We start from the raw sequence: 17,573 nt of genomic DNA on the forward strand, positions 1-17,573 counted from the left end.
ACGTTTTATCCAATGCTGCCGTTCTTTGAGTAAATCACGGCGCCGCCCTGCAAGGACAATTCGACGGCCTGCCCGGACACGAGCGGCACCTGCCCCGATACCCGTGCCGACACGTAGCGCGACGGGTCCCGGTCGAGTTGCAGGCGGACACTTGCGTCATGCCCGAAGTAAGCGATTTCAGCGACCCGGGCGCCGACGGGTTGCACCGCACGGCTCGCAGGGTTCACCTGATCCGGATCGCCTGCGTGGCTTGAGTGGCTCGACTGCCCCGATATTTCCGGGTCCGCACCGTTCGACGAAGCCATACGCGTCGGCCCGATGCGGATCTGTTCAGGGCGGATCATCACATCGACGCTCGTCGTCCGGTCCTGACGCAGATCGGCCTGCACCGGGATGCGCCCAAGCGCGCAGTCGACCATGCCGGCGTCGACACGACCTTCGAGCACGACCGCCTCACCGACAAAGCGTGCGAGCGCGGGCGTCGCGGGCGTACGGTAGAGCCCCGCTGGCGTATCGACCTGAATCAGCCGGCCTTCCCAGAGCACCGCCACTTGCGAGCCCATCGACAACGCCTCGGACTGATCGTGGGTCACAAGCAGTGCGGTCGAGCCGGATGCCACCAGGGCATCGGCCACGGCCTGACGCGTTTCCTGACGCAGCGCCGTATCGAGCGCGGAAAACGGCTCGTCGAGCAACACGAGTGCAGGCGACGGCGCAAGCGCCCGGGCCAGCGCCACGCGCTGCTGCTGGCCGCCTGACAGCTGTTGCGGCGCGCGCTGCGCGAACGCGGCGGGCAAGCCGACCATTTCGAGCAGCTCGCCGACGCGGTGGCGTGCCTTGCGCTGCGCACGCGGCAGGCCGAACACGATATTGTCGGCCACCGACAAATGCGGAAACAGCCCGCCTTCCTGCGGCACATAACCAATGTGACGCCGGTCCGGCGGCATGTGCGCACCAGGACCCGACACCACATTCGAGCCGACACGGATCGTGCCCTGTTCGGCGCGATCGAACCCGCAAATCAGGCGCAGCAAGGTCGTCTTGCCGCTGCCCGAGGGGCCGAGAATCGCGACCAGGCTCCCCGATGCGACCTCGAGGTCGACACCGCGCAGCACGGGCACGCCGTCAAACGACTGGGTTAATCCTGCAATGCTGACAGCTGCCATGAAAATTCCGCGCGTGTGCGCTCAAGCCTCTTTTCCGAGTACCGCCGATCGCCCGAACAGCACGATCAGCAACCAAGTCGCCGCGAGCGATACGCCGACCAGCAAGGCCGCGTACGGGGCCGCCGCGGCAAACGCGAGCGTCGACGTATCGGCCCACACTTCGGTCGCCAGCGTATGCGTGCCGATCGGCACGAGCAGCAGCGTCGTGGTGAGTTCGGTGATCACCGAGATGAACACCATAGCCGCCGCCGCGCCGAGCCCCGGCCCGGCAAGCGGCAACATCACGCGCCACACCATCGCGAACCAGCCCAGCCCGAGCGAGCGTGCGGTCTCTTCGAGCCGCGGCTGCGCCTGCACGAGCGCCGCGCGCACATTGACGAGCGCGAACGGCAGAAACAGCAACGCATACGTCAGCACCAGCAATTCCCAACTCTGGTACAGCGGGCGCAACGCACGCACGGCAAGCGACACAACCGCGAGCGCGACGACCATGCCGGGCACGCCCTGCGCGAGGTAGACGACGCGTTCGAAGAACGTCGCAAAGCGGCCGGGGTATCGTACGAGCAACACGGCGAGCGGCAATGCAAACACCGTGGCCACCACAGCCGCGGCCACGCCGAGCCCGAGCGATGCGAGCGTCGCATCGAACACCCGGTCGAACGATACCTCGGCCGGCGTCAGTGCGGCGGCGCCGCGCTGCGTGAGCCAGAAGAAGATCATGCCCAGCGGCACACCGAGGGTCGCCACCGCAAGCGACGCAAACCCGGCAAGCACCGGGTATCGGCGCCATCCGAGTTCATAGACGACCGGCGCGCGACGCGTGCCCTTGCCCGTCGTGTCATAGCGCGCGGCACCCCGCACGCGGAATTCGAGTGCGATCAGCACCAGGCAGATCGCGATCAGCACGCAGGCGAACAGTGACGCACCCGCCCCATCGAAGGTCGTCCGGTATTCGGCGTAAATCTCGGTCGTAAACGTACGGAAGCGCAACAGCGTGAATGCGCCGAACTCCGACAGCACGCCGAGCGCAACGAGCAGCATGCCGCCGAGCAACGCGGGACGAAGCTGCGGCACGATCACCCGGAAGAAAACGGCCCACGAGCCGCAGCCGAGCGAGCGGGCCGACTCTTCGAGCGAGGGGTCCATGCCGCGCAGTGCAGCCGATACGGGCAGAAAGACCAGGGGGTAGTACGAGCAGGTGATCACGAGCAGCGCGCCCGCAAAATCCTGCAGGTCCAGACTCAGCGATACCCACGCGTAGCTCGAGATAAACGCGGGCACCGCGAGCGGAATGGCGGCGAGCACGGCCCACATCCGGCGGCCCGGCAGTCTCGTGCGCTCGACGAACCACGCCGCGGCCGTGCCGATGATCGCGCTCGCAAGGGTCGCGCTCACCACGATGAGCACGGTATTCGAAAGAAGTTCGCCGACAAGCGGGCGAAACAGCAATTCGCCGACTTCCTGCGCGGTGAACTCCGTCGCACGCATCGCCGTGTAGACGATCGGCGAGAGCACCCAGAGCGCAAGCAAGGCGCAAAGACAAAACAAGGCCCAGGGCGCGCGTCGGGCGCGCCGCGGGCCGCGTTCTGAGGGCGCAAGCGTCCCCGGACCGATCGCGACGCTATCCGCAGCGAGATCACTGGCTCGCTGCCTTGCGTCCGAGCCGGCCTGATCGACCGGCGCCCGGGTCGTTGCGCCCGCGTCCATCACAGCAGGCCGGCCTCGCGCAGCAGCTTCGCGGCCTGGCTGTCGTCACCGAGCTTCTGCACATCGATCGGGGGCGGGCTCAGCTGATCGAACGGCTTCAGAATCGGATCGGCTGTCACACCCGCGCGCAACGGATATTCGAAGTCGATATGGCTCTCGGCCATCAGCTTCTGGCCACGTTCGCTCACGAGGTAAGCAAGGAACTGCTGTGCGGCATCGCTGTTCTTCGACGCCTTGAGCACAGCGGCACCCGACACCACGACCAATGCGCCGACGTCCGCATTCGGGAAGTGGTAGATCGCGCTCTTCGTGGCGGCATCGCCGAGGCCCACGTGAAGGCGTGCCCAGTAGTAGTTGTTGATGATGCCCGTCGCCACGCCACCACGGTTGACCGCCGCGACCACACCTTCGTCGTCGTCGAAGATCTGCGCATTGGTCTTGAGGCCCTTGAGCCAGGCGACCGTTGCATCATGACCCTTCGCAGCAAGCACCGCGCTCACGAGCGGGAGGAAGTCGGCATCGCTTGGCGCAATACCGATCTTGCCTTTCCATTGCGGTTGGGCGAGGTCGAACAGCGACTGCGGCAGCTGCGCCGGCTGAAGTTTGTTCGTGTTGTACGCGAGCACGTTCTCGCGGGCAACGACACCGAGCCATGCACCGGTCGGCGAGTCATAGCGCGCCGGCACGGTCTTGAGCGTATCGGCATTCACCGGCGCAAGCAGACCCTTCTCCTCGAGCAACATCAGCTCGGGCGAGTTTTCGGTGAAATAGACATCGGCGGGCGTCGCCGCACCTTCGGCCACGAGCTGTGCGGCCAGCGCAGGGCCTTCGCCGTCGCGCACGCGCACCGAAATGCCCGACGCCTTTTCGAAGTCCTTGGCGAGCAGCTCGGTCAGCTGCTCGTGTTGCGCGCTATAGAGCGTCAGCGACGCCGCGCCTGCATGAGCCGCGAAACACGCTGCGACAGCCCCGGCCAGCGCGAGCCGCAACGTCTTGCGGCCGGTTTGAGTTACCCACGAAAACGACATGTCGATATCCTGAAGTTATCTATGTTGGTATGACGGATACACACTGCTTGACCACGGACGTCGACGCAGTGTTATGCCTCGAACAACCCCGCGCCGATATACGAACCCTGCTTCGCGCCCGGCGGCAACGCAAAGATCGCGCTGCCGACGTGTGTCGTGAACTGGTTCATCAGATCGGTCGCCGCGAGCCGGGCGTTGATCGGAATAAACGCCGAACGCGGGTCGCGCTGATGCGCAACGAACAGCAGACCCGCGTCGTACTCGAGCTCCTGGCGCCATGGCGGCCAGCGCTCGATATAGAAATTCGCACCGTCGTTGTACGAGTACGAACGGCGCAGCAGCTGCATGCCATTGTTCTGCGCCCGGTTGGACAAGCGCACATGCGAGTTTTCGGGGACCACCGGGTTGCCGCGCGCATCCTTCGCATCGAAGTCGAGCGCGTCGAACTCCTTCTGTTTGCCCAGCGGTGCGCCCGAGTATTTGTGCCGGCCGAACACGGCTTCCTGGAAGCTGACTTCGGTGTTGTCCCAGTGTTCGAGCGTGATCCGGATCCGGCGAAACACGGTGTACGTGCCGCCACGCATCCATGCGGGGCCTTCGTCGCCGGCCCAGATGAATTTGTCCATCAGTGCGGGATCGCGCGTCGGCGGGTTGTTCGTGCCGTCGCGGAAACCCATGAGGTTGCGCGCGGTCGTGCCGTCGCCGGGCTGGGACAGAAAGCCCGACTGCACCCACTTGATCTGTGCCTTGCCGTTGGCGAGCCGCGCGAGCTGACGCACGGCATGGAAGGCGACTTGCGCATCCATCGCGCAGGCCTGAATGCAAAGATCGCCGCCGCTCTTTTCCTTGACGATCTGATCGCCATTGAAGCGCGGCAGATCGACGAGCGCATCGGGACGGCGCTTTGCGATACCGAACCGGTCGGCGCCGTCGCGCGTGAACAGCGTCGGGCCGAAGCCGAACGTCAGCGTCAGGCGCGACGCGCCGAGGCCGAGCGCCTCAGCGGAGTCTTCATACACGGCCGCGCTGTACGTGGGCGTCGCACCGCCGGCCGCATAGCCGTCATCGGCCGGTGCACCCGACACGTCGGTCGTCGCCGCAGCGCTTGCGCCGGCAGGCGCATCGGGCAACGTCGACATCGCGCCGAGCTCGGCATCGTCCTTCGCTGCCGGCTGCGCGCCGGATTGCGCACCCTTGGCCGAGGCCGCGGCCGTGTCGTCCGGATCGATGGTCTTCGCCGTATCGCCCCGCGTCAGGCGTGCGGACGCTTCAGTCCAGGTCTTCAGCAGCTCGATGAGTTCGTCGCGGTGATTCGTCGTGACGTCGAGTGCAGCGAAGTAGGTGTACGTCTGCTGCGGCGTAACGACGCCCGACTGATGCTCGCCGTAAAACGGTTCGACCTGCGCGCCCATGCGCGCCTTGGCCGACAGTGCCGATGCGGCGGCGCCGCCGGCCGGCTTGTCGAGCGCAGCCTGGGCGAGGCCGGCCGCGCCAAGCCCGGCACCTGCCGCAGCGGCCAGGCCGCCCGCCTTCAGGAAGCCGCGACGCGACGGTTGCGCCGGCGCGCCCTGATCAGTTGCATGCGACGGCGCCCCAACGCTTCGCGCATCCTGGCTCTGCGCCGCTTCGACGCGCGGCGCAGGCGGCTGCGAAAAGCCCGAGAACGGACAGCCCGACTGAATCGGGCCCGTCGCGTTCGATACATCCTGCCCGTCGTCCGCTGACTGCGTCTGCTGCTGCGGATCGGACGGTCGATTCGTCGTGTTCATCTTGCCAGTACCAGCGTGTTCACGTCGTCTTCCACGTAGTAGAAGCCGTCGCCTTCGGGCGTCATCACAATGCCGAACAGATCGCCGTTGCCCGGCGGCGACTGTGCCTTGTCGGCATCGATCCAGCGTGCATAAATCTGGCGGCCCGTCGCCGGATCGATCTCGACGACCTTCCCGTTCAGACCGTTCGTCACGAGCAGGTGGCCGGCCGGCGTCAGGCACATCGCCAGCGGACGCTGCAACAGCCCATCGGCCGTCAGCGTACGGCCGACGCCCGCGCTCGTATCGCGCTTTGTCGCGTCTTCGATCACGCTGATCCGGTTACCGATCGCATCCGAGATGTAGAGCAGATCGTCCTTGATGACGAGCCCGGTCGGTCCGATCAGGAACACGCCCCGGTCCGCGCGCTCGGAAAAGCCGCTCGCGACCACGGTCTGGTTCTTGATGACCGGCGGCTTGCCCTGCTCGATCGCGAGATCGAGCCGCAGCACGGTCGCCTGCTTGAACACGGGCGGGTCGATAAAGCCGGACACCTTGCCGACACCGTAGCCCGACATGCTGATGAACAGCGTCGCGGTGTCGCCATTGTCGACGACCGCCATATTGCCCCACGGGTCGTTGATGTTCTCACCCGAGAACACCGTCGCGAGATTACCTTGTGTGTCGAACACCAGCAGGCAGCCCGCGCCCTTGGTATCGGTCGTGCCGTCGTTGCTCGGCGTGCTGCCGACGACCACCCAACCGCTCTTGAGCACCGTCATCGCGGTCGACAGGCCGACGCCGCCCGGGCACTCCTTGAGATCGTGCGGCACCTTCGCGAACAGCGACAGCTTGTCGGTCGACGGGTTGTAATCGACGATCGTCGTGCCTACACCCTGAAGGTTCGCCGAGTCGTTGAAGTTGTCGATCAGCACGTCGTTTTTCTGGATCTTGCCCGACGTAATCGGTGAGATCGCGAGTGCGTACGGGTTCTGGTCGCCGTTCTCGGGCACCGTCGACGTGACGGTCTGCTGCTTCTTGATCGTCTCGAGCAGGCCCTGCGGCTCGGCGGATGCGAGCGACGGCGCCACGATGGCGGCGATGCACGCGGCCACCACCGCGCCGCTCAGCGAACGCGCAGCCGTGGCAAGGCGCCTGCGCAGGTCGAGTGAGCCACGCCGGCTCGTGCTGGAAAGGGCGGAGTGCTTCATCGCATCACTTCCTGAATATCGGTCGAAATAGGGCGTTGTCATAGTCGTGCGCGTCATCGTCATCAGAAGGTGATGTTGGTCCGCAGCCCGAGCACGAACTCGTTCTTGATCTTCTGCGTCGGATCGTTCGGGTTCACGATGCCGCCACCCGGATTGAACACATATTGCGCATCGGCCTGGAGGATCCACCACGGCGCGACCTGGTACTGGTAGGTCGCTTCGATCACCGTTTCCGAGCTGCGCAGCAGCGCAAACATGCCGGGGTTTTCATCGATGAAGTCCTGGTCGGACTGGCGTGCCTGATCGCTGACCTTGATGTAGGTCACCGCGATGCCGGCTACGTCGTTGTCGCGGCCGCTGAACGGCGCCTTGAGCGAGAGCCCGAGGTTCGCGCTCGCACGCACGAGGTTCTGGTCCGTCGGCGCGTACATCACGCGCGCAAAGACGCCAAGAGACTTCGGCTCCGCGGGGTCGGGACGCCAGATCATCTGGTCCGCCACGGCGTAAATGCTGTAGTTGCCGTGATGCTGCGCGCCAATGCCGTTGCTGTCCGGGCTCACGAGCGGCACGCCGTTCGAGTCGAAGCGCTGGTCGGCAAAGCTGCCGTTGTGATACCACGCTCCGAGCTTGTACATGCCCGGCAGCGCGTTGTTGTTGCCGCCGAGATCCATATCGCCTTCAACAGGCTGATTGATCCCGTACTGCAGTTCCCCGATGAACAGCGTGCTGCCGTTCAGGCTGAAATTGGTACCGTGGTTGTCGTCGCGATTGCCCGACGGGTCGCCCGCGAAGACGCCGAACAATCCCGTGAGGCCGGGAGCGATCTGCCCGCGTACGCGCACGCCGAGACCCGACAGCGGATACGCAGGGCCGCCTGACGGCAGGTCATACGACGGCACGCCCGGCCAGCCGAACATCGTATTCACGAAAGTCAGGCCGTACGTGCTGACCATGAATTCCTGGTCAAGACTCTGCTGCCCGATCTTGATGTCGAATTTCTTGTTGAAAAACGACTGCTGATACCAGAGTTCCCAGAGGCGCGTCTCGGGCGTCGCTTCAATACCGCTCGCCGTATTCAGCGTGCCGAGGTAGCGCGTGCTCAGGTTCGTGCCATGGATCTGCTCGCCGCTCACATTGAACAGACCGCCTTCCCACCCGAACGCCTGCTTGGTGTCCATCTGAATGGTGGCAACGGTCAGGCCGTCGTAGGCGTGGCCCTTGTCGATGCCCCCGGACAGGTTGCCGAACAGCTCACTTGTTTCATTGATGTCCAGCGTAATGCCCGCGCGTCCGAGAAACGAGCGCAAGCCACCCATGTCGCCCAGCAGCGTCGAACGCGTCCAGATACCGCTAAAGAAGTCCGTTTGCTGTCCCTTGATCGCGACATCGGCCTCGGGCGCGTCGAGCGCATCCGGATTGACCTGCGCCATCGGACTCGCGAACGCCGGCGCGGCGCCCGCGCTTGCGAAAATGACGGCCGATGCGAGAAGACCTCGCTTCAGATGCGAAAAGGGCGCGCCACCCTGACGGGTGAGCGCCGCGTCGCGCCGGTGGCGCGGGCGTGTGCTGATCATTCGTCTTCCTTATTGTCTGCGTGCGCGAAAGGCACGCGTGGCACATGCTTGGCGGCCGCGGAAATGACGCGCTCCCGTCGGCCATTTTTTCGAGCGAGTGAACAAGATGGGAAAAATGGTATAGACCGGGAATAAAACTGTCAACGCAAATAAGAATGATTAGCATTGGAGTAAATAAGGTCTTCGATTTTCCTTTCTAAAAGCAATTTAGATAAACTTTCACAAACCTTTCAGCGAACGCAAAAACGATCCAATCACGCGGCGCATGCGAACCCCAAACGCCCGGTTCAAGTCTTCGGATAGACATCGCGCGATTCCCCTGCGGATAAAGGCTGGCTGAAATATTTTGCCCACGCGCACCGTGCCGCGCCCAGGCTGGCTGGGGCTTGCGGGCGGAGGTCCTGCGCGTGTTTCATGCGGCGCATGCCGAAAGCAATGTAGGGATTATTGAATTCGGAACCCGCGAGCGCGAGAAGGTTATCGTGTTGGTGTGACAACAACCCGCGCTGGCGATAAGGGTTTCACTGGGGAACGATTGGGAACGATGCGGCCGAATGTCGACTGTTTGCATCGTGGTGCGACTTCTTCAGTGAGTCACCACACAGACAACATCAATTTGCTTACAGCAGGTAATTGAAAACCGACGGATTCGTCAGTTTATTGAGTTTGCGAATTCGCAATAAATGACATTTATCCAATTCGACGGTTTTGGTATCCCATTCATTAACCGTTAGAAAACTATTGATATACAGGTTAATGCCCGGGAAGCGATGAATCACCGATATCGGACCTATCGGATGGATCAGATGCCGAAGTAGTAAGCGATCAGCGCAAGCAACGCCGGTGCGGTCTGCACGAGCGCGATACGCGGCGACACGGTCAGCGCACCCCAGAGGCCCGCCACACCGACACATCCGAGCGCGTACGCGCCGAACGCTGTGGCAAGCCGCGGATCCGACAGACCGATGCCCAACAACAAGGCGACCACAAGAAACAGGTTGTAGAGCCCCTGATTCGACGCCATCGGCGCCGTCTGTTCGACGAGAGCTTGCGGCATCCGGAACACGCGGCCCGCACGCTTCTTCCAGAAGACCATCTCGAGCAGCACGATATAGACGTGAATCAGCACGACAACCAGGTAGAGAATCTTCGCGATCATGATGTTGTTCTTTTAGATCTCCGCGGTCAGCGACTTGACCATCGAAATGTGCGTGGGTCGATAGCCGAGGTGTCGATACAGCGCGTACGCACTCTCGTTGTAGCCGAATACGTGCAGCCCGATCTCCGTCAGGCCCAGCTCGCGCACCCGCGCCTCGACGGCCCGGAAGGCCTCGGTGGCGAACCCCATGCGGCGCCACGCCGCCTCGACATGGATATCGAACACATATGCCGAGCGACGCTGCCTTTGCGTGACGATGCCGATCCAGATCGTGCCGACGTCTGCATCGCGTTCGACACTGTGAATCGTGTAGAGAAAGTGATCGGGCGTCGCTTCATGCTCGGGCAGCAGCTTGGCAAACGATGCCTTTGCGTACTCCAATGCCGACGCCTCGGTGCCACCGTCGGTGCGCAGCGTATCGGCCGCATACCGCTCGATGGAAACCCGTTCGAACACTTCGAAGTCCTGCGCCGACATCGGCTTGAGCTCGATCATCTTTATTGTTCTCTTCGGCACACGGCGGCGGCTGTCATGAGGCGAGCCCCATGACAGCGAATTCACGCGATCAGGTTTCTTCCGACCACGTCATGTTGTAACGCGCCATCAGCGCCGACGATGCCGCCGGTCCCCACGTGCCCGCCGTGTATTGACGCGGACGTTCGTTGGATTGCGCCCAGCCGTTGAGAATCGGCTCGACCCACGTCCATGCGGCTTCGAGTTCGTCGCGACGCATGAAGTGGGTGAGACGGCCGCGCACCACGTCGATCAGCAGACGCTCATACGCTTCCGGACGGCGCAGGTTCGACGACGTCTCGAGATCGAGGCTCAGGCTCACCGGCAGCATCTGCATGCCGCTGCCCGGTTCCTTCGCCATCATCTGAAGCTGGATCGACTCTTCCGGCTGGAGGCGAATCACGAGGCGGTTGCTGCGATCACGCGGGCCATCGGGGATGATCGAGAACGGCAGGTCGGCAAACTCGATGACGATTTCCGATTGACGCTTCGCGAGACGCTTGCCCGTGCGCAGGAAGAACGGCACGTTGGCCCAGCGCCAGTTGTCAATCTGCACCTTGAGTGCGACGAAGGTTTCGGTATTGCTTTCCGCGGGCACGCCTTCTTCCTGCAGATAACCCTTGACCGGTTCGCCACCGACGGCACCGGCTGCATACTGACCGCGCACCGTGTCGCGTGCGAGTTCGGCCGGCGACATCTTGCGCAGCGAACGCAGCACCTTGAGCTTTTCGTCGCGCACGGCATCCGGATCGAGCGAGACCGGCGGTTCCATGGCCACGATACACAGCAGCTGCAGCAAGTGGTTTTGCACCATGTCGCGCAGCGCACCCGTGTGGTCATAGAAGCCTGCGCGGCTACCCACGCCGACCGACTCCGCCACCGTGATCTGCACGCTCTTGATGTACGGCGCTTGCCACAGCGGGCCGAACAGCGCATTGCCGAAGCGCAGCACCATCAGGTTCTGCACCGTCTCCTTGCCCAGGTAGTGGTCGATCCGGTAGATCTGCGGTTCCTGGAAGTAGCGGCCGACATCGCTGTTGATCGCTTGTGCCGACGCGAGGTCGTGACCCAGCGGCTTTTCGAGCACTACGCGTGCGTTGTCGTCGACGAGGCCCGCGTTCGAGAGGCCGTCGCAGATCTGCGTGAACAGCTCGGGCGATGTCGCGAGATAGAACACGCGTTGAACGTTGCCGCTCGACACCTCGGCGAGACGGCGATAGTCCTCGGCCGACGTGACATCGATCTTCACGTACTCGAAGATCGACAGGAATGCCTGCCAGCCTTCGGGCGACAGTGCCTTGGGTTCGATGAACGGACGCGACTTCGTTTCGACGAACTCAAGGTAACGCTCGCGTGTCCAGTCCTGACGGCCGATCGCGAGAATGCGCGTCTGCTTCGGCAGGGTGCCGTGCAGGTGGGCCATAAAAAGAGCGGGCAGGAGCTTTCTCGCGGACAGGTCGCCGCCTCCGCCGAAGATGACCATGTCCAGCGGGAGATCGAGCGATGCTGTGGAGCTTATCGTCATGGCAGTCGAACGCGTGGCAAGTTCCCGCATGTCGCGGCTCAGACGTGATGTCGCCGGGTCCGCACGATGCAGGAGGAAAAGGGGATGACGCCGTGCAAGACGGCGCAAGGGGTGCACCGCCGCCCGTCGGCGCGGCACGCGTGCACTATAACGCAAAGCGCCAGGTTTCTTCATGGCTCGCCGCGTGAGCCGCGCCGTCTTTGACCGTCACAAGACGGTCATCGGCGCGCACGTTGCCACGCTTTGCCAACCAACGCCAGTTAGCTTCGTTACCACTCGAGCCAGTGGCGCAGCGTCTCCTGCCGGTCGGCAAGCTCGGAGGGCGAGCCCGTGAAGGCGATCTTGCCGCGCCCCATCAGATACACCCGCGTCGCGAGCCTGAGCGCGATCGAAAGCTTTTGCTCGATCAACAGCACACCCAGTCCTTCAGCCGCGAGCGCTTCAAGCCACGCGGCAATCTGCGTGACGACAGAGGGTGCAAGACCTTCCGTCGGCTCGTCGAGGATCAGCAACTCGGGCTCGCCCGCGAGCGCACGAGCAATCGCCAGCATCTGTTGTTCGCCACCCGACAAGACGCCGGCGCGCGTATCGAGGCGCCGCGCAAGGGCCGGCAAAGTCGCGAGCATCGGCGCGCACACTTCATCGAACGCACGCCCCGCGCGTAGTCCGAGCAACAGGTTCTGTCGTACGGTCAGGGTCGGAAACACATCGCGCGTTTCGGCTACGTACGCAAGACCATGGCGTGCGAGCACGTCAGTTCGCCAATGCGACGTTTCGGCACCATCGATGCGCACGCTGCCCGTGCGCTCCACGATGCCCATCAGCGCCTTGGCCAGCGTCGAACGGCCCGCGCCATTCCGGCCGAGCAGCGCCACGATCTCACCGCGATTCACCTCGAGCCCCACACCGCGCAGGACCTCGGCATCACCATAGCCTGCACGGAGATTGTCGATGGCAAGCAGCGGCATCATCGAGGCAGCTCCTGCGACCCGCCCGACTCAGATGACGACGCACGCAAGTCCGCGCGCACGACTTCGTTCGCCTGCTTGTACATCGGCAGCGCAGCGTCACCTGCATACGCCCGAGCCGGCTCGTCGTCGAACGCTCCCGCATAGACACGATGGACGTGCTCGTTGCCACGGATCTCATCCGGCGTGCCGCTTGCGATGACCAGTCCCTGCGAAATCACACTGATGCGATGGGCGAGTTCGAACACAACACTCATATCGTGCTCGACGATCAGCAAGGTCTTGCCCCTGGCCAGCACGCGAAGCATCTCGATCGTGTGACGCGCTTCATCGCGCGTCATGCCCGCGGTCGGTTCGTCGAGCAGCACGAATGAGGGGCCGCCGGCGAATGCGATACCCAGCTCCAGCAGTCGACGCTGCGCATACGGCAACGCCGCGGCGCAGCTGTCGCGCTGCGCCGTCAGGCCGATCGCGTCGAGGAGGCGCGCGGCCTCGCCCGCGAGATCGACACGCGTGCTGAGCCGTTGCCACAGCGTGTCGCTTCCACCGTGCTCTTGCGCTGCGCCCAGCGTCGCGATGCGCAAGTTCTCGGCCACGCTCATGCCATCGAACAACGACGACATCTGAAATGCGCGCGACAAGCCGCGGCGGCGGATCGCATGCGGCGGCAGGCCACTCACGTTATGACCGTCGAAAACCACGCGACCGGACATCGGCCGATACCGGCCACTGATCACATCGAATACCGTCGACTTACCGGCGCCGTTGGGTCCGATCAATGCGTGCCATTCACCATCGCGCACGTGCAGATCGACACCCTGCAAGATGTCGGTACGCCCGGCCCGGTAGGCGACCCCCTCAAGACTCAGCGCGGACATCGGCGCCCCTCCGTCGGTCCCTGTTCGGTCTCACCACAACAAGCGCCGCACCCGCCACCATCACGAACGCCACACACAACCACGTCGAGGTCGCCGTCGCATCGATCGGCAGCCCGAACCAGACGAGCGTCGTGCTGCTGTCCGTGACGATCGTGAGCCGATAGAGCATCTCGATAGCCAGCACCCCGGCAACAGCGATCGCGAGCGCCCCCGCGTACTGACGCACGGACCCACGCGCGCGCATCGTCGCGCTTATTGTCGCGTTCATCGTTTTAGGCAGCCCGATCAGCCCGCGCGGCGCGAGCGACACCACGCCGATAAACATCAGGCCCAGATAGAAGGGCCACGCGCGCGTGACGGTCGCAAGCGCAACGGAACAGCCGACGTAGAGCGCCGTCCCCAGCACCGGACCGCCCCAGCCCGCGGCGCCACCGAGTACGACAGCAACCAGCACCGCCCCGGACTGCGCGAGTCCGAACGAATCTGCGGACACGTGCTCGCTCGCCAGCGTCATCAGCGAACCGGCCAACCCGGCGAATCCGGCCGACACCATCAGCGTCCGGTAACGCACGCGCCGTACATCGAAACCGACAAACGCTGCGCGCATCGGTTGCTCCCGCACCGCGTTCGCCGCCAGGCCAAGCGGCGTGCGAGCGAAGGCCCGCATCGCAACGAGACTCGCCGCCGCCCACAGTGCGATCAATACATACACATGCCGCGTTGGCCCGAGATCGACCGGCGACCAGCCGTAAGTCCGATCCGTCGCAATACCGCCCTCGCCGCCAAACAGAACGGGCCACGCCGACGCGCCTGTCGCAAGCAGCTCGCCCGTGCCGAGCGTGATCATTGCAAAGGCGATGCCGCCTCGACGTGTTGCAAACCAGCCGAGCGTTGCGCCTCCGGCCGCACCCGCAAAGGCACCGACCAGCGGCAACAAGGGTGTCGGCAGGGCCCAGCCCTGCTCACCAGTGCCATTGAGCACGAGCGCGGCCGCGAACGCACCCAGGCCGAAATACGCCGCATGGCCGAACGACAGCAGACCCGCTTCGCCAAGCAGCACTTCGAACGACTGCGCGAAGACCACCATGACCATGAACTGCGTCGCACAAGTCAAGGCCAGCCCGCCCGACCACACCGGTACGCAAGCGAGCACCACCAGCGCGATACAGACCAGTCGCATACGCGCGGACATGCGCGCCCCATAGGCCGGCTCGGTCATGTCCGCGATATCGCGCACCGGCACCGATGCATCGAGCATCCGGTCCGCGGGACGCAGGCGATCGAGCGGGTTCAATTGTCTCCTCCGGCCAGACGCGCGCCCAGCCAGCCATTCGGCCTGAATAGCAGCGTCGCGATCAACAGCACGTAGGGCAGCATCGGTGCGATCCGTCCGAGCGTCAGGCTCGGGCCGCTCTCCACAGGCGGCATCAGCGGCCAGTCGAGCGCCACGGCGAACGTCTGGATAAAGCCGATCGAAAGCGAAGCGATAAACGCGCCGCGCAGCGAACCCAGACCGCCGACCACCGCGACGACGAATACGATCGGCCCGATCGACTGCGCCATCGTCGGCTCGACGACAAAGGCGTAGCCGCCAACCACGCCGGCGAGCCCCGCCAGTCCGGCACCGAGCGCGAAGACCAGCGTGAACACCGCGTCCACATCGTGCCCGAGCGCGGCGACCGCATCGGGGTGCGTGCGCGCGGCCTCGATCACGAGCCCCGTGCGGCTGCGCCGCAACGCAACGGTCAGCAAGACCAGCATGGCCGCCGAGACCGCCATCATGAATGCCCGATAGCGAGGAAACGGCACGTCGAACCACGTGAACAGCGGGCCGTCGAGGATCGCGGGCAGATCGGCCGTCTGCGGCGACAAGCCCCAGGCCAGCTTGACGATCTCGTCGATCAGGTACGCCAGTCCAAACGTGAACAGCAGCTCGGCGCCTTGCCCGTGCGTGCGCAAGCGCCGCAGGCCGGCCCGCTCGATCGCGGCGCCCGCGAGCGCCACCGCGATCGGCGCGATGATCAGGGCCGGCCAGAACCCGATGTGCCGGGCCAGGGCGAAGGCGAAATAGGCGCCGAGCATATAGAAGCTCGCGTGCGCAAAGTTCATCACGCCCATCAGGCTGAACACCAGGGTCAGCCCGGCAGACAGCATGAACAACAGCAGTCCGGAGGCAAGCGCCGTCAGGCTGTTCGTGAGCCAGAACGCAAGCGGCGCGGCAGACATCATTCAGGGCTCCAGGCGAGGTCGTGGGATGGGCGGACGGCTCGAATGGTATCGCGCCGGGTTTCGAATCCGCGCCGAATTGTATTCAGCATAGGCGCACGAGGGGCAGATGGGATAGGGCGGCGGCGGTACAACGGCACTACCGCGGCAATACAGCCGCCGAAGGCACCGTCACGGATCACGCATCGGCGTGGGCTAGAATCCCGCGCATATCGGCCGGTACCGGCCTGTCGAACCTCTCAGGCGAACCTCTCACACCCCATGAGCGAGATTTTGCGCGACGCATCAAACACGCATCACAACCAGTACCAGCTGATGCGAGAGCGGCGTTTTGCGCCGTTCTTCTGGACGCTGTTCCTCGGTGCGACCAACGACAATATCTTCAAGGTCGGCTTCACGTCGCTGCTGACGTTCGATGCGGTCGCATTCGGGAACGTCAACGCCCAGTCGGCCGCCTTCATCATTTCGGCGATCTTCATCCTTCCGTTCGTGCTGTTCTCGGCGACCTCGGGTCAGATCGCGGACAAATACGACAAGGCGCGCCTGACCCGTCTCGTCAAGCTGTTCGAGATCGGCATCATGGCGCTCGGCACCGTCGGCTATCTCACGCATAACGTGGGCATTCTTTACGCGTGCACGTTCATGATGGGCATGCATTCGACGTTGTTCGGCCCCGTCAAATACGCGTACCTGCCGCAACATCTGAAGTCGGACGAACTGGTCGGCGGCAACGGCATTGTCGAGTCAGGCACCTTTATCGCGATTCTCGTGGGCACGATCGCGGGCGGCGAGGCGGCCAGTGCGGGAGAACACGGCGCGCTCGTGCTCTCGCTGTTCTGTATCGGCGTGGCCATCGCGGGTCGCGTTTTCGCAGGCTTCGTGCCGCCATCGCCCGCCCCGGCGGAGAACCTGGCGATCAACTGGAACCCGCTGACCGAAACCGCCCGCAACCTCAGGCTCGCCGCCACCGACCGCACCCTGTTCGTGAGCCTGCTCGGCATTTCGTGGCTCTGGTTTGTCGGCGCGACACTGCTCACCTCGTTTTTCAGTTTCGCCAAGGACATTCTCGGCGCCAACGCCGACGTCGTGACGATGTTGCTCGCGACGTTTTCGATCGGGATCGGCGTCGGGTCGCTGCTCTGCGAACGTCTGTCCGGAAAGCAGGTCGAGCCGGGGCTCGTGCCGCTGGGCGCGATCGGCATGACGATCTTCGCGGCGGACCTGTTCTTCGCTTCTCATCGCGCGCCGCATGTGGAGGCGCTGGCCGGGATCGGGGCGTTTCTCTCGAGCGGCGCGCACTGGCGGGTGCTGATCGATCTGTTGCTGTTGTCGGTGTCGGGCGGGATCTACAGCGTGCCGCTTTACGCGATGATCCAGAGCCGCAGTCAGACCACGCATCGCGCACGCATGATCGCGGCGAACAATATTCTCAATTCGCTGTTCATGATCGTGTCGTCGTTGATGGCGCTCGGCCTGACCGCGCTTCACGTGTCGATTCCGGGCATCTATCTGACGACTGCCGTGCTCAACATCGTCGTGACCGGCGCCCTGTTTTACGCCGTACCGGAATTTCCGCGCCGATTCACGGCGTGGTTGAAGGCCCGCCGCGCACCGCGAGCCTGAATTGACTTGCAGGAAACGACTGTGCCGCGTGTAGGACTGCGGCGCAGTTTGATTCGGATATCGGAATCGTCTTGGCTTATCACGGGCAGATGTCTGATATCGAATAAGACTCTTCCTACACCTCGATCTGAAATTTCCGCAGATACATTTCTGCTCGACGACACAGACTGCATCGAGCGCCCCCCTGCTCGCCGATCAAGGCGACGCATTATTTGCGACACGCACCGCCAGGCCGATCAACGGCCAA

The 17,573-nt window shown here is 64.0% G+C and carries 13 protein-coding genes and 1 pseudogene; 1 reads left to right on the plus strand and 13 read right to left on the minus strand.

Annotated features, from left to right (window positions below):
• Positions 1-5: 5 nt before the first annotated feature.
• The 13 genes from ACMFWR_RS26585 to ACMFWR_RS26645 all read right to left on the minus strand — a co-directional run bounded on the left by ACMFWR_RS26585 (position 6) and on the right by ACMFWR_RS26645 (position 15,706).
• A complete protein-coding gene (locus ACMFWR_RS26585; RefSeq protein WP_413195369.1) occupies positions 6-1,166 on the minus strand; it encodes an ABC transporter ATP-binding protein in 1,161 nt (386 codons plus the stop codon).
• 21 nt (positions 1,167-1,187) lie between these two features.
• Positions 1,188-2,873, minus strand: coding sequence for an ABC transporter permease (locus ACMFWR_RS26590; protein WP_413195370.1), 1,686 nt, complete (start codon positions 2,871-2,873; stop codon positions 1,188-1,190).
• The gene (locus tag ACMFWR_RS26595; RefSeq protein ID WP_413195371.1) at positions 2,873-3,901 is read right to left on the minus strand and encodes an iron ABC transporter substrate-binding protein; all 1,029 of its coding nucleotides are present in this window, start codon (positions 3,899-3,901) and stop codon (positions 2,873-2,875) included. The genes ACMFWR_RS26590 and ACMFWR_RS26595 overlap by 1 nt, the downstream gene beginning before the upstream one ends.
• Positions 3,902-3,972: 71 nt before the next feature.
• Complete coding sequence (locus ACMFWR_RS26600; RefSeq protein WP_413197357.1) at positions 3,973-5,313, minus strand: Dyp-type peroxidase; 1,341 nt, start codon at positions 5,311-5,313, stop codon at positions 3,973-3,975.
• A gap of 353 nt (positions 5,314-5,666) precedes the next feature.
• A complete protein-coding gene (locus tag ACMFWR_RS26605) occupies positions 5,667-6,860 on the minus strand; it encodes a hypothetical protein (RefSeq protein WP_413195372.1) in 1,194 nt (397 codons plus the stop codon).
• A gap of 62 nt (positions 6,861-6,922) precedes the next feature.
• Entirely contained in the window at positions 6,923-8,434 is a 1,512-nt protein-coding gene (locus tag ACMFWR_RS26610) for a carbohydrate porin (RefSeq protein ID WP_413195373.1), read from the minus strand.
• Between the two features lie 802 nt (positions 8,435-9,236).
• Complete coding sequence (locus tag ACMFWR_RS26615) at positions 9,237-9,593, minus strand: DUF1304 domain-containing protein (protein ID WP_413195374.1); 357 nt, start codon at positions 9,591-9,593, stop codon at positions 9,237-9,239.
• Positions 9,594-9,605: 12 nt separating this feature from the next.
• Positions 9,606-10,088, minus strand: a complete 483-nt coding sequence (locus ACMFWR_RS26620; RefSeq protein WP_413195375.1) for a GNAT family N-acetyltransferase — start codon at positions 10,086-10,088, stop codon at positions 9,606-9,608.
• A gap of 70 nt (positions 10,089-10,158) precedes the next feature.
• A complete protein-coding gene (zwf, locus tag ACMFWR_RS26625) occupies positions 10,159-11,631 on the minus strand; it encodes a glucose-6-phosphate dehydrogenase (protein ID WP_413195376.1) in 1,473 nt (490 codons plus the stop codon).
• Positions 11,632-11,900: 269 nt separating this feature from the next.
• Positions 11,901-12,602 (minus strand): ABC transporter ATP-binding protein, encoded by a 702-nt coding sequence (locus ACMFWR_RS26630; RefSeq protein ID WP_413195377.1) that lies wholly within the window; start codon positions 12,600-12,602, stop codon positions 11,901-11,903.
• Positions 12,599-13,477, minus strand: a complete 879-nt coding sequence (locus ACMFWR_RS26635) for an ABC transporter ATP-binding protein (protein WP_413195378.1) — start codon at positions 13,475-13,477, stop codon at positions 12,599-12,601. The genes ACMFWR_RS26630 and ACMFWR_RS26635 overlap by 4 nt, the downstream gene beginning before the upstream one ends.
• Entirely contained in the window at positions 13,458-14,771 is a 1,314-nt protein-coding gene (locus tag ACMFWR_RS26640; RefSeq protein ID WP_413195379.1) for a branched-chain amino acid ABC transporter permease, read from the minus strand. Before ACMFWR_RS26640 ends, ACMFWR_RS26635 begins: the two co-directional genes overlap by 20 nt.
• Entirely contained in the window at positions 14,768-15,706 is a 939-nt protein-coding gene (locus ACMFWR_RS26645) for a branched-chain amino acid ABC transporter permease (protein ID WP_413195380.1), read from the minus strand. The genes ACMFWR_RS26640 and ACMFWR_RS26645 overlap by 4 nt, the downstream gene beginning before the upstream one ends.
• A 258-nt stretch (positions 15,707-15,964) precedes the next feature.
• On the opposite strand from ACMFWR_RS26645, the pseudogene ACMFWR_RS26650 reads away from it, so the two are divergent.
• Positions 15,965-17,299 (plus strand): annotated as a pseudogene (locus ACMFWR_RS26650) (MFS transporter); the annotation flags it as partial.
• Positions 17,300-17,573: the final 274 nt, after the last annotated feature.

This window comes from Pararobbsia alpina (assembly GCF_965118125.1).
Taxonomy (GTDB): Bacteria; Pseudomonadota; Gammaproteobacteria; order Burkholderiales; family Burkholderiaceae; genus Pararobbsia; species Pararobbsia alpina_A.

Bases quoted from the DNA above. Each gene is read 5' to 3' on its own strand.
- ACMFWR_RS26585 (WP_413195369.1), bottom strand. From the start codon at position 1,166: ATGGCAGCTGTCAGCATTGCAGGATTAACCCAGTCGTTTGACGGCGTG.
- ACMFWR_RS26590 (WP_413195370.1), bottom strand. From the start codon at position 2,873: ATGGACGCGGGCGCAACGACCCGGGCGCCGGTCGATCAGGCCGGCTCG.
- ACMFWR_RS26595 (WP_413195371.1), bottom strand. From the start codon at position 3,901: ATGTCGTTTTCGTGGGTAACTCAAACCGGCCGCAAGACGTTGCGGCTC.
- ACMFWR_RS26600 (WP_413197357.1), bottom strand. From the start codon at position 5,313: ATGGGCGCGCAGGTCGAACCGTTTTACGGCGAGCATCAGTCGGGCGTC.
- ACMFWR_RS26605 (WP_413195372.1), bottom strand. From the start codon at position 6,860: ATGAAGCACTCCGCCCTTTCCAGCACGAGCCGGCGTGGCTCACTCGAC.
- ACMFWR_RS26610 (WP_413195373.1), bottom strand. From the start codon at position 8,434: ATGATCAGCACACGCCCGCGCCACCGGCGCGACGCGGCGCTCACCCGT.
- ACMFWR_RS26615 (WP_413195374.1), bottom strand. From the start codon at position 9,593: ATGATCGCGAAGATTCTCTACCTGGTTGTCGTGCTGATTCACGTCTAT.
- ACMFWR_RS26620 (WP_413195375.1), bottom strand. From the start codon at position 10,088: ATGATCGAGCTCAAGCCGATGTCGGCGCAGGACTTCGAAGTGTTCGAA.
- zwf (WP_413195376.1), bottom strand. From the start codon at position 11,631: ATGACGATAAGCTCCACAGCATCGCTCGATCTCCCGCTGGACATGGTC.
- ACMFWR_RS26630 (WP_413195377.1), bottom strand. From the start codon at position 12,602: ATGATGCCGCTGCTTGCCATCGACAATCTCCGTGCAGGCTATGGTGAT.
- ACMFWR_RS26635 (WP_413195378.1), bottom strand. From the start codon at position 13,477: ATGTCCGCGCTGAGTCTTGAGGGGGTCGCCTACCGGGCCGGGCGTACC.
- ACMFWR_RS26645 (WP_413195380.1), bottom strand. From the start codon at position 15,706: ATGATGTCTGCCGCGCCGCTTGCGTTCTGGCTCACGAACAGCCTGACG.